This window comes from Sulfitobacter mediterraneus (assembly GCF_003054325.1).
GTDB lineage: Bacteria > Pseudomonadota > Alphaproteobacteria > Rhodobacterales > Rhodobacteraceae > Sulfitobacter > Sulfitobacter mediterraneus.
The window spans coordinates 179795-194954 of the sequence record NZ_QBKU01000002.1; the positions used below are offsets into that span (position 1 = coordinate 179795).

At 59.1% G+C, this 15160-nt stretch carries 15 protein-coding genes; 7 read left to right on the top strand and 8 right to left on the bottom strand.

Annotation, left to right across the window (positions count from 1 at the left end; translation table 11 throughout):
• Positions 1 to 4 precede the first annotated feature (4 nt).
• The 4 genes from trpC (at position 5) to lexA (ending at position 3274) form a co-directional block, all read left to right on the top strand.
• Entirely contained in the window at positions 5 to 817 is an 813-nt protein-coding gene (gene trpC / locus C8N31_RS03995; protein ID WP_025049023.1) for an indole-3-glycerol phosphate synthase TrpC, read from the top strand.
• A complete protein-coding gene (gene moaC / locus C8N31_RS04000) occupies positions 817 to 1293 on the top strand; it encodes a cyclic pyranopterin monophosphate synthase MoaC (RefSeq protein ID WP_025049022.1) in 477 nt (158 codons plus the stop codon). Before trpC ends, moaC begins: the two co-directional genes overlap by 1 nt.
• Positions 1290 to 2462: a molybdopterin molybdotransferase MoeA gene (locus tag C8N31_RS04005; protein ID WP_025049021.1), complete on the top strand. Its 1173-nt coding sequence runs from the start codon at positions 1290 to 1292 to the stop codon at positions 2460 to 2462. Before moaC ends, C8N31_RS04005 begins: the two co-directional genes overlap by 4 nt.
• Before the next feature lie 110 nt (positions 2463 to 2572).
• A complete protein-coding gene (lexA, locus tag C8N31_RS04010; protein ID WP_025049020.1) occupies positions 2573 to 3274 on the top strand; it encodes a transcriptional repressor LexA in 702 nt (233 codons plus the stop codon).
• Here the strand turns inward: lexA and C8N31_RS04015 are convergent.
• Complete coding sequence (locus C8N31_RS04015) at positions 3271 to 5412, bottom strand: ComEC/Rec2 family competence protein (RefSeq protein ID WP_338063666.1); 2142 nt, start codon at positions 5410 to 5412, stop codon at positions 3271 to 3273. The genes lexA and C8N31_RS04015 overlap by 4 nt on opposite strands.
• A gap of 34 nt (positions 5413 to 5446) precedes the next feature.
• Between C8N31_RS04015 and gltX the strand changes: the two genes are divergently transcribed.
• The 3 genes from gltX to C8N31_RS04030 all read left to right on the top strand — a co-directional run bounded on the left by gltX (position 5447) and on the right by C8N31_RS04030 (position 9050).
• Positions 5447 to 6847 carry a glutamate--tRNA ligase gene (gene gltX / locus C8N31_RS04020; RefSeq protein WP_025049018.1) on the top strand — a complete coding sequence of 467 codons (1401 nt, stop codon included), beginning with the start codon at positions 5447 to 5449 and terminating at the stop codon, positions 6845 to 6847.
• A 113-nt stretch (positions 6848 to 6960) separates the two neighbouring features.
• The gene (gene gltA / locus C8N31_RS04025; RefSeq protein ID WP_025049017.1) at positions 6961 to 8256 is read left to right on the top strand and encodes a citrate synthase; all 1296 of its coding nucleotides are present in this window, start codon (positions 6961 to 6963) and stop codon (positions 8254 to 8256) included.
• Positions 8257 to 8750: 494 nt separating this feature from the next.
• A complete protein-coding gene (locus tag C8N31_RS04030) occupies positions 8751 to 9050 on the top strand; it encodes a hypothetical protein (protein WP_025049016.1) in 300 nt (99 codons plus the stop codon).
• Positions 9051 to 9089: 39 nt separating this feature from the next.
• On the opposite strand, the gene C8N31_RS04035 is transcribed toward C8N31_RS04030, so the two are convergent.
• The 7 genes from C8N31_RS04035 to argC all read right to left on the bottom strand — a co-directional run bounded on the left by C8N31_RS04035 (position 9090) and on the right by argC (position 15150).
• Positions 9090 to 9866, bottom strand: coding sequence for an enoyl-CoA hydratase-related protein (locus tag C8N31_RS04035; RefSeq protein ID WP_025049015.1), 777 nt, complete (start codon positions 9864 to 9866; stop codon positions 9090 to 9092).
• 73 nt (positions 9867 to 9939) lie between these two features.
• The gene (locus C8N31_RS04040) at positions 9940 to 10392 is read right to left on the bottom strand and encodes a cytochrome c-type biogenesis protein (protein ID WP_025049014.1); all 453 of its coding nucleotides are present in this window, start codon (positions 10390 to 10392) and stop codon (positions 9940 to 9942) included.
• Positions 10389 to 12350, bottom strand: coding sequence for a heme lyase CcmF/NrfE family subunit (locus C8N31_RS04045; RefSeq protein ID WP_025049013.1), 1962 nt, complete (start codon positions 12348 to 12350; stop codon positions 10389 to 10391). Before C8N31_RS04045 ends, C8N31_RS04040 begins: the two co-directional genes overlap by 4 nt.
• 73 nt (positions 12351 to 12423) lie before the next feature.
• Positions 12424 to 12999 carry a holin family protein gene (locus C8N31_RS04050; RefSeq protein WP_025049012.1) on the bottom strand — a complete coding sequence of 192 codons (576 nt, stop codon included), beginning with the start codon at positions 12997 to 12999 and terminating at the stop codon, positions 12424 to 12426.
• Complete coding sequence (locus tag C8N31_RS04055; RefSeq protein WP_025049011.1) at positions 12990 to 13601, bottom strand: holin-associated N-acetylmuramidase; 612 nt, start codon at positions 13599 to 13601, stop codon at positions 12990 to 12992. The genes C8N31_RS04050 and C8N31_RS04055 overlap by 10 nt, the downstream gene beginning before the upstream one ends.
• Positions 13602 to 13671: 70 nt before the next feature.
• Positions 13672 to 14115: a cytochrome c maturation protein CcmE gene (ccmE, locus tag C8N31_RS04060; RefSeq protein WP_025049010.1), complete on the bottom strand. Its 444-nt coding sequence runs from the start codon at positions 14113 to 14115 to the stop codon at positions 13672 to 13674.
• A gap of 6 nt (positions 14116 to 14121) precedes the next feature.
• On the bottom strand, positions 14122 to 15150 hold the full coding sequence (gene argC, locus C8N31_RS04065; RefSeq protein ID WP_025049009.1) for an N-acetyl-gamma-glutamyl-phosphate reductase: 1029 nt from the start codon (positions 15148 to 15150) through the stop codon (positions 14122 to 14124).
• Positions 15151 to 15160: the final 10 nt, after the last annotated feature.

The window sequence follows — 15160 nt, forward strand, 5'->3', positions numbered from 1 at the left end:
TGCCATGACCGATACAATTCTCGACAAGATCAAAGCCTACAAGCTGGAAGAAGTTGCCGCCGACAAGGCCGCAAAACCGCTCAGCGACGTCGAAGCCGAAGCGCAGGCCGCGAGCCCCGTGCGCCCCTTTGCCGAGGCGCTTTTTGATGCCTCGCGGCAGGGCTACGGCCTGATCGCCGAGATTAAGAAAGCCAGCCCGTCCAAAGGGTTGATCCGCGCCGATTTCGATCCCTCCGCATTGGCGCAGGCCTATGCCGCGGGGGGCGCAACCTGTTTGTCGGTTCTGACCGACACGCCTAGCTTTCAGGGGGCCAAGGACTATCTCGTCGAGGCACGCGCAGCTTGCAACCTACCAGCGCTCCGCAAGGATTTCATGTATGACACTTATCAAGTCGCCGAGGCGCGGGCGCTGGGGGCCGATTGTATCTTGATCATCATGGCGTCTGTGTCTGACGAACAGGCGGCTGAGCTTGAAGACGCCGCCGCCCATTGGGGCATGGATGCGCTGATCGAAGTGCATGATGCCGAAGAGCTGGAACGCGCCACTCGCCTCAAAAGCCGGATGATCGGCATAAACAACCGGAATCTCAAGACCTTCGAAACCTCTCTTGATGTGACCCGCACCTTGTCCAAACAGGTGCCGGGGGACCGCATGATGGTCTCGGAATCAGGCCTGAACACCCCGGACGATCTGGCCGATATGGCGCGCTATGGTGCACGGGTGTTCCTGATTGGAGAAAGCCTGATGCGGCAAGAGAATGTTGAGATCGCGACCCGCGATTTGCTCGCCAATCCCCTGACCGCCGGAGGCATGTGATGGCCCTGACCCATTTTGACGCCAAGGGTGACGCCCATATGGTGGATGTCTCGGACAAGGACATCACATCGCGGATCGCCGTGGCCGAAGGCCACATCAAGATGCAGCGCGAAACCTTTGATATCATTGCCGAAGGCCGCGCCAAAAAGGGCGATGTGCTGGGCGTGGCCCGGCTGGCAGGCATCATGGCGGCCAAACGCACCGCCGATCTGATCCCTCTGTGCCATCCCTTGCCGATTACCAAGGTTAGCGTCGATCTGGAGCCCGATGAAACCCTGCCCGGCATCCGCATCACCGCCACTGTGAAAACCACCGGCCAAACCGGGGTTGAGATGGAGGCGCTTACCGCGGCCTCCACCGCCGCGCTCACGGTTTATGACATGTCCAAGGCCGTCGACAAATCCATGGAGATCGGCGGCATCCGGGTAATGTTGAAAGATGGCGGAAAATCAGGGCGTTACGAGGCATCCGAATGATCCCTGTCGCCGAGGCGCTGCAACAGGTGTTGGATCTGGTTGCGCCGCTTGAGGTGGAAGAGGTGCCGTTGCGCCAAGCCGCTGGCCGGGTTCTGGCCCGCGATGTGACCGCAACCCGCACGCAGCCACCTTTTGCAGCAGCTTCAATGGATGGCTATGCACTGCGCCGCGCCGAGGTAGAGCCAGACGCGATGTTCAAGGTCGTGGGCGAAGCGGCAGCCGGCCATCGGTTCCGGGGCACATTGAAAGCCGGGCAAGCGGTGCGAATTTTCACCGGAGCCCCCATCCCTGACGGCGCAGATTTTGTTGTTATTCAAGAGGATACAACGCGGCGCGGTGATCTGATCACCTTGGGGCACAAGATCGGAACCAAAGACAACATCCGCCCCGCTGGTGGCGATTTTGCCAAGGGTCAAAAGATCTCTGCCCCCCTGTTGCTGCGCCCTGCGGATATTGCCTTGCTGGCCGCCATGAACATCGCCCGTGTGCCAGTGGCCCGCAAACCCATCATTGCAATCCTCGCCACAGGTGATGAATTGGTGCAGCCCGGAGAAACCCCGGCAGAAGATCAGATTGTCGCCTCCAACAGCTTTGGTCTGGCCGCGATGTTTGAAGGCAAAGGCGCGGACGTGCGCATGCTGCCCGTGGCCCGCGACAATGCGGCTTCTCTCAAACAGGCCTTCACACTTGCCAAAGGGGTGGATCTGATCATCACGATTGGCGGCGCGTCCGTTGGGGATCACGACCTGGTCGCGCCAGTGGCCGCAGAAATTGGCATGGAGCAGAGCTTTTACAAGGTTGCGATGCGCCCCGGCAAACCGTTGATGGCCGGCAGATTAGGCGACGCGGTGATGCTGGGCCTGCCGGGCAATCCTGTGTCCGCAATGGTGTGCGGCACGGTCTTTGGGGTGCCGCTTTTGCGTAAAATGCTGGGGCTTGGCTCCGAACCCTTGCCAATGCAAGAGGCGCCGCTGGGCGTGGATCTGCCACAGAACGGCCCGCGCACCCATTATATGCGGGCGCATCTGCGTGACGGGCAATTGTTCCCCGATGACAGGCAAGACAGCTCTCTTTTGTCGGTATTGGCCACGGCAAATGCCCTGATGGTGCGGCCCGTGGACGACGCGCCGCGCAAGGCCGGTGATACGGCGCATTTCATCGCGATTTAGCACCCGCGGCCCGCATTCCCCGCCCAGACGATCCAATTCTCGATGAATTGTTGACACAAAACGGGAACATCCCTAGAACAAAACAAAACCGATGTTCGAAGGGACGGCACATGTTGACCAAAAAACAACTCGATCTGTTGGCTTTCATCCACAAACGGGTGCAGCGCGATGGCGTACCGCCCAGCTTTGACGAAATGAAGCTGGCGTTGGATCTGCGGTCGAAATCGGGCATTCACCGGTTGATCACAGCCCTTGAAGAACGCGGATTTATCCGGCGTCTGGCGCACCGCGCCCGTGCGATCGAGGTTGTCAAACTGCCCGAAAGCCTTGGCGGCACACCCAATGCAGGGTTCACGCCCAAGGTTATCGATGGCGACCGGCCCGATGGCCCGCCCCCGGCGGCCGCCATACAAACCCAAGCTGCCCAAGCGGTTGATTTGCCTGTTATGGGCCGGATTGCGGCGGGTGTACCGATTGAGGCGATCAATCAGATGACCCATTCCGTGGCCGTGCCCGGCGGGATGCTTGCCGGAAGCGGGCAACACTATGCCCTTGAGGTCAAAGGCGATTCGATGATCGAGGCTGGTATCAACGACGGTGATGTGGTGGTGATCCGCGAAACCAACGTGGCCGATGATGGCGATATCGTCGTGGCATTGGTCGAAGACAGCGAAGCCACGCTGAAACGCTTCAAACGCTCTGGCAGCTCCATCGCGCTTGAAGCCGCCAATCCGGCGTATGAAACGCGGGTGTTGCCCTCTGACATGGTCAAAGTGCAGGGGCGTTTGGTCGGGTTGATCCGCACCTATTAAGGATTGCGTTCCGCTTTGGGCCAATTGGTCCAAAGCCGGTCCCCCGCACGGGACCGCGCGGTTGTAATGTGCCAATCCTGCGCCCCCTTGCGCAGCGCCAATGCACCGGTTTTCCGCAATGTAGCGGGATCAAAAATCAGGCATTCTGCATCCGCGATCTCAGATGCATCCACTGATGCCACGATGATCTGCTGCGCCGAACATCCGTTGAACTTCGCCAGCGCCCGCTTGCCCGACAGATGCACCACCGGCCCTTTTTGCCAACGCGCAGCCGCCTCATCCTGTTGTGATCCGTCCCCGTCGTTTTCGAGCCAGATCTGGGCCACGAACCCGGCGCCCTTGGCCTTGCTCAACGCGCGGGCATTTGGCCCCATGACCCCGACCAAGGTACCCTGTTCTGCGATCAACACATCTGGCCGGTCCGCGCCCTGCCACAGGGCCACCGCCGCCGCCATCATCAGCGCCCCACCCCAGCGCAGGCGCCCCTGCCACAACACCAACATCAAAAATCCCAATGCCAGCACCGGCAGCACCAATTGCCCCGGCGCCATAACGTAGCCGCGCGCGCCCTCCAACCCCGCCACCTGATGCGCCACCCAAAGAATCCAGGACAATCCCCAACCCATCGGCCAGAGCCCCAGCGCCTCAAGCCCGAAGGGCGACAGGACCAACGCCAGAACCGCCGCCGGGATCACCAAAACCCCCATAAGCGGCACCGACAGCAAATTGGCCACCAATCCATAGTGGGCGATAGTGTTGAAATGCGCCGCCGCAATCGGCGCAGTGGCAAAGCCCGCCACTGCTGATGACAGCACCGTGGCCAGAACCGCCCTGCCCCATCGCGGCATCTGCGGCAGTGGCGCATCACGCAACCAGCCGAAGACTACGACCAAGGCCACCGTTGCGGCAAAGGACATTTGAAATCCCGGCCCGGTCAGTGCCTCGGGTCGCAGCAACAAGACAATCGTCGCCGCCACCGCCACCGCCCGCAGCGATATCGCCCGCCGCCCGATCAACAACGCCCCCAGCGCTGTACCCACCATGATAAATGCCCGTTCTGTTGCAACATTGCCCCCGGAGAGCGCCAGATAACCGGCTGCCGCGACCAACGCACAGATCGCGGCGATCTTTTTGGTAGGCCAATGCAGCGCGGTATAGGGAATCGCGCTCAGCAGGACGCGCAATGCGCCAAGCACCACGGCGGCGAGCAATCCCATGTGCAGGCCCGAGATCGCCAACAGATGCGCCAGATTGCTGGCCCGCAAGTCCTCCAGCGTGCTGCGGGGAATGGCGCTGCGATCACCAGTGGTCAGCGCCGCAGCAAAGCCGCCAACCTCTCCGGGCAAAATGTTGCGAATATGCGCCGAAATCGTCATGCCCATGCGAAACAGCAGCAGATCCAGTTGCCCGCGTTCCGGCCAGGCCGTCCCCATCAACGGGACACGGGTGTAGCCAACCGCGCCAAGTTGGGCAAACCACGCATGGCGCTGAAAATCAAAACCATCCGGCTCCACCGGGCCGGATGGCGGCGACAGATGCGCCGTGGTCATCACCCGCAACCCCGGTTCAGGCGTGATGCCTTGAGTTTTGCTGTGCAGGGAAATACGGACACGCGCGGGCGTGCGGGCGGGCGGTACGCGTTCCAGCTGCACCTGATCCAGCGTCAGGCGCAGTGCGTCTGACTGGCTGCGATCCATCGCGACGATCCGCCCCTCCACCGCCCCGTAATAGCGCCAACCCAAAACCGGATTGGACAGGCTGTGCGCCCGCAGACCCGCAACGGAAAACCCGACCACAATCAGCGCCGCCGCAATGGCAAGCGGCGCCAATGCCTCGGACAGAAAGGCCGCCGACACGGCCAAGCCGACCACGCCAAGCAGCAAGACAGGGTAGAACACCAATGCAGGTTCAAATCGCAGGCTGAAATAACCGCCAATACCGATGGCAAGGCAGACCGGCACCCAGCCCAACATCATGCCCCGTTGCGCCAGCATCATCCGGCTCAGGACCGATTTCACCCAAATGGACAGCGCCGCAGCCCGCCCCATGCTTGCCCCCGTTCCCCGCACTGGATAGACAGACGGGAAATCTACGGCGCGGATGGTTAGCAAATGGTAAACACCAGCAGCTCCCGCCACCGCGCCGCCTTATCCAGTTAAGAAAGACACTGTCATGTCCGCACCTGTTGTGACCCGTTTTGCCCCGTCCCCAACCGGCTTTTTGCACATCGGGGGGGCCCGTACAGCCCTGTTCAACTGGCTTTATGCCCGTGGCCGGGGTGGCAAGTTCCTGTTGCGGATCGAAGACACGGATCGGGCGCGATCAACCCCCGAGGCAACCGCCGCCATTTTGCAGGGCATGGCATGGCTTGGCCTTGATCATGACGGGGACATCGTCAGCCAGTTTGACAACGCCCCGCGCCATGCCGAAGTGGCGCTGGATTTGTTGGCGCAGGGCAAGGCGTACAAATGTTTTGCCACGCAAGACGAGATCACCGCCTTCCGCGAGGCAGCACGCGCCGAAGGGCGCAGCACGCTCTATCATTCGCCATGGCGCGATGCCGCCCCCGAAACCCACCCCGATGCGCCATATGTCGTGCGGATCAAGGCCCCTCAAAGCGGTGAAACCGTGATACGCGATCAGGTGCAGGGTGATGTGACCATCCGCAACGATCAACTCGATGACATGGTATTGTTACGCTCTGACGGTACGCCGGTTTATATGCTGGCTGTGGTGGTGGATGATCATGATATGGGCGTGACACATGTGGTGCGGGGCGACGACCACCTCAACAATGCCGCGCGGCAGATGATGATCTACGATGCGATGGGCTGGGACGTGCCTGTCTGGGCGCATATTCCCCTGATTCACGGGCCGGACGGCAAGAAATTGTCAAAACGTCACGGCGCATTGGGTGCGCAGGAATATCAGGCCATGGGCTATCCCGCCGCCGGGATGCGCAATTATCTGGCCCGTCTGGGCTGGAGCCATGGTGATGATGAGTTCTTCACAGACGCGCAGGCGCAGGAGTGGTTTGATCTCAGCGGCATCCGCAAAAGCCCCGCGCAGTTTGATCTCAAGAAACTTGAGAACATCTGCGGGCAACATATTGCGGTGACGGATGATGCTGCACTGCGGCGTGAAACCGAAGAATATTTGCAAGCAGCAGGCGAACCGGCGTTTTCTGCCGCACAATCATCCGCTTTTGAAGCTGCGCTTTATTGTCTCAAGGAGCGGGCCAAGACTTTCCCGGAACTTGTTGAAAAGGCTCACTTTGCCCTCGCGTCCCGCCCGATTGAACCGGATGAGAAAGCGGCAAAAAACCTTGATACGGTATCCCGTGGTATACTGACGGAATTGACGCCGCATCTGCAAAATGCTAGCTGGGACAGAGAAACGCTAGAAGAGGTTCTGAACGGCTTTGCCGCCGCGAAAGACACCAAGTTTGGCAAGTTGGCAGGGCCGCTCCGCGCGGCCCTTGCTGGACGGGCCGTCACACCATCTGTTTTTGACATGATGCTTGTGTTGGGACGTGACGAAACCCTGGCCCGATTGACCGAGGCCTCTGCCTGAGAACTGGTTAACCGTTTCTCAAGGCGGGACGGGATAACAGACAAGGCAGCCCTTTGCGGGGCTGACTAAGACGGCGGTCACCTGCACCGCAACAACATTCGGGAAGGGACCATATGACTGAAACAAAGAAATCCGCAACGCTGACAATTGATGGCAAGAGCTACGATCTGCCCATCTTTTCGCCAACGGCTGGTCCTGATGTGCTCGATATTCGCAAGCTTTATGCCCAAGCGGATGTGTTCACTTATGACCCCGGCTTCACTTCAACCGCGTCTTGCGACAGCACCATCACCTTTATTGATGGCGAAGAAGGCGTTCTGCTGCACCGTGGCTATCCGATTGATCAACTGGCGGGCAAATCGCATTATCTCGAAGTGTGCTATTTGCTGCTCTATGGTGAGCTGCCCTCCCCTGCAGAACTGGAAGATTTTGAATCGCGTGTGACCAACCACACGATGCTGCACGAACAGATGATGTATCTGTTCCGCGGCTTCCGCCGGGATGCGCATCCAATGGCCATCATGGTTGGTGTCGTGGGCGCGATGTCCGCGTTCTATCACGACAGTACCGACATCTCTGATCCGTGGCAGCGCGAGGTTGCTTCGATCCGTATGATTGCCAAGATGCCAACCATTGCCGCGATGGCCTATAAATACACCATCGGTCAGCCATTTGAGTATCCGCGCAATGATCTGGACTATGCGTCCAACTTCCTGCGCATGTGCTTTGCTGTGCCTGCACAGGACTATGAGGTAAACCCGATCCTGAGCCGTGCGATGGACCGTATCTTTACCCTGCACGCCGATCACGAACAGAACGCGTCAACCTCGACCGTGCGTTTGGCCTCCTCTTCGGGCGCCAACCCGTTTGCCTGTATCGCGGCGGGCATTGCCTGTCTTTGGGGTCCGGCACATGGTGGCGCCAATCAGGCCTGCCTTGAGATGCTCAAGGAGATCGGCACGCCTGATCGCATTCCTGAGTTCATCGCCCGCGCCAAAGACAAGGACGATCCGTTCCGTCTGATGGGCTTTGGTCACCGCGTTTACAAAAACTTTGATCCACGGGCCACCGTGATGAAAGAAAGCGCGGACGAGGTTCTTGAACTGCTGGGTGTTGAGAACAATCCAGTGCTTCAGGTCGCCAAGGAGCTTGAGCGTCAGGCGCTCGAAGATCCGTATTTCGCGGAAAAGAAACTGTTCCCGAACGTCGATTTCTATTCCGGCATCATCCTGGAGGCCATGGGCTTCCCCACTTCGATGTTCACCCCGATCTTTGCCTTGTCGCGGACCGTGGGCTGGATTTCGCAGTGGAAAGAGATGATCGGCGATCCGCAAAACAAGATCGGCCGTCCACGCCAGCTTTATCTCGGCGACACCAGCCGCGACTATGTGGATATCGAAAACCGCTAAGCTTGCAATCAAGCCTGAAACAACAAACGCCCCGGTCATTCCGGGGCGTTTTGCGTTCAACAGGCTGTTTCCGACCCGGAAACAATGAACCAAAGGCAAGAGTGTCCCGCACTCCCCCCTAGCCTGATACCATTGGCCGCAATACACCCCCAAGCCGAAATTCAGTTTGATTCGTTGATCAAATCAACCGTTTATCTGGCTAAATCCCCTCAGCCAGCATGCCGCAAACTGACACTTTGTCTTGCTTTGGCGCTAAATAAGGCGCCTGTGTGGCATTGTTTCGGGCGCTGTGACAATGCCCTGCCCAAACTTGACCGGACGCGCCCCGCCCCCCTATCGTCTTATCAACGGTAATCAGGGTGCTATCCAATGATCGAAATTCTGGCGACATGCTGCGCCTTGTTGGTGTTAAAAGGTATCGCGGTCCAGGCGGGCCGTCTTTGGGTCACAGCAGCGGTCTGTGCAAAAGCGCAGAACGCACAAAGGACAAAGCGATGAGCAAGACAATGACACATCGCCATCTGTGCTGGGACAGCGCGGCCAATATGATGCCCGTTGCCGCAGCAACTGAGCCCTGCCCGCAAGGGGTGCTGGTGCCCAATACCCAGGAAAACCATGACCAGATTGCCGTGGTCTATGACAAAGGCAATCCACCGCCCGAGATTACCATCAAAGAGATTTCAGGCACGGTGCACACTGTCTTGGCTGATGGAGTGGCCGTGGCCGTTGTGGCGCGGGCCACCGGCCCTGCACCACGTGTGGATGAGGTTCTTTTGGTCGAGCGGAGCCTGTAACAAGCCCCGCACGCCTCTCTCATTCGATCAGCGGTGTTATCAGCGGCCCTCGAACTTGGCCGCGCGTTTTTCGGTAAAGGCCAGAACACCCTCTTTGAAGTCACGCGATTTGCCGCAGACCCCCTGTTGCTGCGCCTCTAGCGTCAGCTGTTCTTCCAAAGTGTTATCCCAGCTGGCACGGATCACGTCCTTGGCCGCCTGATAGGCCGCTGTTGGCCCTGCGCCCAGCTGCGCCGCCTTGCCGCGCCAATGGGCGTCAAAATCGGCATCCGGCACCGCCTCCCAGATCATACCCCAATCATCGGCCTGACGGGCCGAGATTTTATCGGCAAACAACGCCGCGCCCATCGCTTTGGCCATGCCCATCTGACGCGGCAGCGTATAGGTGCCGCCCGCATCCGGGATCAGACCAATCCGGGTGAACGCCTGAAGGAAATAGGCAGATTCCGTTGCAAAAACCACATCCGCTGCCAGCGCGAGATTTGCCCCAGCCCCCGCCGCCGCACCATTTACGGCCGCAATGGTTGGCACCGGACAATTCACAATTGCCCGCAACATCGGCGCATATTCGTCCCGCAAAGTGCGTTCCAGATCAACCGAAGCACCAGATGCTCGATCGCCAAGATCCTGACCGGAACAAAACGCCCGACCAGATCCGGTGATGACAACCACACGCGCGTCTTTGCCGCCTTGTGTGACCGCATGGGCAATCTCGGCACGCATCTGGGTGGTGAGCGCGTTCATCTTGTCGGGCCGGTTCATCGTGATCAGGGCCACGTTGTCCGAAACGTCATAGGTGATCGTTTGATAGTCCATTTTGTCAGTCCTTGATTGCCGGCATTTGGCGCAGGTTATCAAAGCCAGCGGGAGGGACCAGCGAAACCGCGCGTTACTCTTTCAAAATGTCGTCCAGCCGCGCCTGTTCTTCGGCAGAAAGCGGGGTGTCACCGGGCGCCGCCGCTTTGGACCGGCCGCGCAGGTAGATCATCCCAGCACCGCCCGCAAGCAACAACATCAACGGCCCCGCCCCCCAAAGCAGCCAATTGGCCCCGGAATTGTCCGGTTTCAGCAGAACATATTCGCCATAACGGTCCACAATAAACGCCACCGCTTCGGCGTCGGTGTCGCCCGCCAACAGCCGATCCCGCACCAGGATCCGCAAATCCCGTGCAAGGCTGGCGTTGCTTTCGTCAATGCTCTCGTTGCGGCACACCAAACAGCGCAGCCCTTTGGACAGCTCACGCGCCCGCGCCTCAAGTGCAGGATCGTCTAGCACCTCATCAGGTTGCACTGCAGCCAAAGGGCTGGCCAGCAGCATCAAGATCAAGGCGAAACGTTTCATTCGGCAGGCACCGCGCTGAACTTGCGGGCGCCGGCGGCCACGCGGAAACGTCTGTCAGAAAGGCTTAGCAATCCACCAAGCGCCATTAGGGCACAGCCGATCCAGATCCAGTTGGTCATCGGCTTGATATATGTCCGCACGGTCCAGCCACCGTTGTCCTGCTGATCGCCAATCACCACGTAAACATCCCGCAACAGGTTGTAATCAATCGCAGCTTCGGTGGTTGGCATCTGCGCCACAGGATAAAAGCGTTTCTCCGGCGTCATCTGCGCAATCTCCGATCCATCTTTGGACAGGGTCACAAAGCCAGTGGTCGACAGATAATTCGGCCCGCGCAATTCCTGCACATCCGTCAGCGTCAGGGTGTAGCTGCCCACATCAAACGGCTGTCCGATCTGCGCCACGCGAATATCGTCTACCGTCCAGGCCGTCAGACCGGCAATGCCCGCCATCGTCACACCCAGCCCGCCATGGGCCACGGCCTTGCCCCAATCAGCACGCGGCAGACGGCGCAACCGGCCCAGCCTGTTATCCCCGCGCCCGGTCCGCTGCATCAGTTCGACCACGGTACCTGAGACCAGCCAAGCGCCAAGGAACAGGCCCATCGGGCCCAACATGCTGCGCCCGGTTTGCATCACAAATGCCAGCCCACCAACGGCCAAAGCCAGCACAAAGACATAGCGCAATGGCCACATCGCACGGGATATCCGCGCCCGTTTCCACGGCAAAACACTGCCCACTGGCAGGATCAGCCCAAGCGCAACCATAAAGGGGGTGAAAGCGGCATTGAAAAACGGCGGCCCAACGCTGAGTTTGCGGTCAAAGAACATCTCAGCCAGAAGCGGCCACATCGTGCCAACAAACACCACAAAACAGGCCACGGCGAGCAACAGGTTATTCACCACCAGCGCGGATTCGCGGCTGACCAAACCAAAGACGCCTTTGGCCTCCATCGCGCCAGCCCGCAAGGTGAACAGCACCAGCGCCCCGCCCATAAAGAACGCCATGATCGCAAGGATAAACACCCCGCGTTCAGGATCATTGGCAAAGGCATGCACCGAAGTCAGCAAGCCTGAGCGGACGATAAACGTACCGATCAAAGAAAAGCCAAACGCCAGAATAGCCAACAGAATGGTCCAGCTTTTCAGGCTTTCGCGTTTTTCCACCACAATGGCCGAATGCAACAAGGCCGCTGCCAAGAGCCAAGGCATAAAGCTAGCGTTTTCAACAGGATCCCAGAACCAGAAACCGCCCCAGCCTAGCTCGTAATAAGCCCACCAAGACCCCAAAGCGATGCCAATGGTCAGGAAAATCCACGCCGCCAAGGTCCAAGGACGCACCCAGCGCCCCCAGGCCGCATCCACACGCCCCTCGATCAGCGCCGCCACAGCAAAGCTGAACGCCATGCTCAGCCCGACATAACCGAGGTAGAGAAACGGTGGGTGAAAGGCGAGACCGGGATCTTGCAACAGCGGGTTCAGATCCTGCCCGTCGAAGGGGGGCACCTCAAGGCGCAGAAACGGGTTGGACGTAAAAATGATAAAGGCAAAGAACGCCACTGCGATGGCCGATTGCACCGCCAGAACCCGTGCGCGCAAAGTGGGCGGCAATCCACCGCCAAACCACGCGGCCATCGCGCCAAACAGGGTCACAATCAGCACCCAAAGCAGCATCGACCCTTCGTGATTGCCCCATGTGCCGCTGATTTTATAGAGCATCGGCTTGGCCGAATGGCTGTTGGCGACCACCACATTCAGCGAGAAATCAGAGACAACAAAAGCCCATGTCAGCGCCCCGAAGGACAGCGCCGTCAGCACAAATTGCGCTCCGGCGGCAGGTTCCGCCACCGCCATCCAGCCCGGCCAGCGTTTGTGCGCTCCGATCAGCGGTACGATCATCTGAACAATCGCCACAGCAAAGGCGAGGATCAGCGCGAAATGTCCAAGTTCTGTTGTCATACCATGGTTATAGGGCGCAGGCTGCCCCCTTTCCATGGCCTTTTACATCACGTTTCAGCGCAAAGCGTCGCAGTCAGCGTCGCGCGGCCTGCCATGCGATGAGAGCCGGGTTCTCTTGCGGCGCTAGGCTGGCGGTTTCGAGGGCTGCATCAGGGCCAGTCTGGGCGGCCTGACCATTGACAAACCGCATCTTTTCAAGCGCTTGTACATTCTCAATCATCTGCGGCACACGGATCATACTGGCGGCGATGTCACGCTGAAAATCCTGCGCTTTGACCTGATGTCGCGCCCCGAAATAAAATGACACGATCACGCCCAGCAGCCACCAAAGCGGCTCTGGCACCAACGCGATCCCCTGCATCCGTTCGGCAAACCACAATGGATGGACCATTGCGGAAACGAACAGCCCCAGTGTGCCAAGTGCCAATGCCGGACGTGGCAGCCGGTTCAAGCCATCCATAAACCGATCAAACCGGCCCAAACGCGGCATGGCAAATTCCGCGCCCAGCTGGCTCATTGCTTGTTTCTGGACCTCGGCACTGCGCCCTGCGCCAGCCTCTGCGTTTTCGCGGAACACTTCAACCGTGTCGCGCAAGGCCCTGCTGTTGCTGCCAAAAACAAATCCGAGAATGCGTTCGATCATCCCCATGCTGCGGTCCTTTGCTCAAATTCCACTGTGCTGAGATGGTATTTGGGATCAATGAATTCTTCGGCCCGTTTGATCCAGCCGCCTTTGCCCCCCGCCCTTGTGCGAGCATATTTGCGGCTGGAAGGTCGACGATCCGCAAGGCGGAAATAGTAATTGCGCCGCGCGATACCGTAGGCATCCAACAGATGATCCGGGGCGGCTGTCATCGCTTGTGCAGCGGCGGCAATGCTTTGCGGTCCAAGCGCCCCATCCACCGCCACCGGAAACCCCATATCGCACAAAAGCCGTTGCAGGATTTTCACCGCATTGGCGCCCGCGTTGACATACATATCAAAAACGCTTGGCTGTAGCGCCTCGGGCAGATCACCAATCCGCGGCTGTTCAAAATAATGTCGGACAAAGATATCTGTGGCCTGCGCCCGGCTAAGCTGGCGGACATCCGCAGCGGTCACCTTGCCATCACCCGTCAAGTCCACGCCGAGGCGCCGCATGGTGTGGATCGTGACACCAAATTTTGTCGCGCCACCCGGATCATCGGGATCGTTCACATAGCCGCCCTCGCGGGCGACAATCTGTTCTGCGATTTGTCTGACTGTTTGCATCCGTCCCTCACCGATTGATCGGCAAAGGGAAGGTCAGAAAGGTTAATCACCTCTCAGGGCACCGCGCGGTCTAGCTGTCCGGCTCTTGATAGACGCCCTGTTCCTTAAGCGCGTCCACAACCTCCTTGGGCATGTAGGTCTCGTCATGTTTGGCAAGAATTTCAGTCGCTTCGAAGACACCATTGATGTAGCGCCCCGTGCCTACCATACCTTGGTTTTCCTCAAACAGATCCGGCAGAACACCGGTAAACGTCACCGGAACGGTCGCGCCGCCGTCAGTCACGCTAAAGCGGACAGTCTCACCATCGCCGCGCACCAATGATCCGTCTTCGACCAGACCGCCAATGCGAAACACCTCACTTGCGGCGGGCGGTTCCTCCATCACCTGGCTGGGTGAGCGGAAGAAATTGATACCGTCCTGCAAGGCATAACCGATCAGCGCCGTGGCGGCGATCAACGCCACCACCGTCACTGCAATCACCTGAATACGCCTTTGTTTTTTAAGGCTTTTCATAGCACCTCACGGAAACAACGGAGCCATCATAAGCCCCTCGGTCTCTTCCAGACCTAACATCAGATTGGCGTTCTGCAAGGCCTGCCCGCTGGACCCCTTGGTCAAATTGTCGAGCGCTGCAACCACGATCACGCGGCCTTCAACGCGGTCCGCAACAACCCCGATATGGCAGAAGTTCGATCCGCGAATATGCCGTGTACTGGGCGCCTCGCCCATCGGCAGCACCTCGATAAACGGCTCATCCGAATAGGCTTTTTGCAAGGTCGCGTGGATCTCGTCTGCTGATCCTTTGACATAGCAGGTCGCCAGAATGCCGCGGTTTGCAGGCACAAGATGCGGCGTGAACTGCACCTGAACGGTGCGTCCCGCGATCGCCGAAAACTCCTGATCAAACTCGCCCAAGTGCCGGTGCGTGCTGCCAAGCGCATAGGCGTGATAGCCCTCTGACAGCTCTGCATGCAGCAGATTTTCCTTCAGAGCCCGGCCCGCGCCGGAAACCGCGCATTTCAGATCCAGAATGATCTCGTCCAGATCAATCACCCCTGCCGCCACCAAGGGACGCAGTGCAAATTGCCCGGTGGCCGCATTGCAACCTGTGCCAGCGACAAGCCGCGCCGCTGCGATTTCTTTGCGGTAAAATTCGGTCAGCCCGTAAACCGCCTCTTTCTGCTGTTCCAGCGCGGCATGGGGGTTGCCATACCATTTCTCGTATTCCGCCGGATCGCGCAGCCGGAAATCCGCAGACAGATCGACAATTTTCAAGGTTTTGGGCAATGCGGCGATCACCTGCTGCGAGGTCTTGTGCGGCAGGGCGCAGAAACACAGGTCAATCTGAGAAAAATCGATATCTTCGATGGTCACCAGTTCGGGCAGGTCCAAATGGCGCAGGTGCGGAAACACCTCAGACATCTGCTGCCCGGCCTTGGAGTTCCCTCCCAAGGCTTTGATTGTCATAGAAGAATGGCCAGCGATCAGCCGGATCAGTTCTGCGCCGGTATAGCCGGACGCGCCAAGGATGGCGATATTATAGGTCATGTGTCGGTCC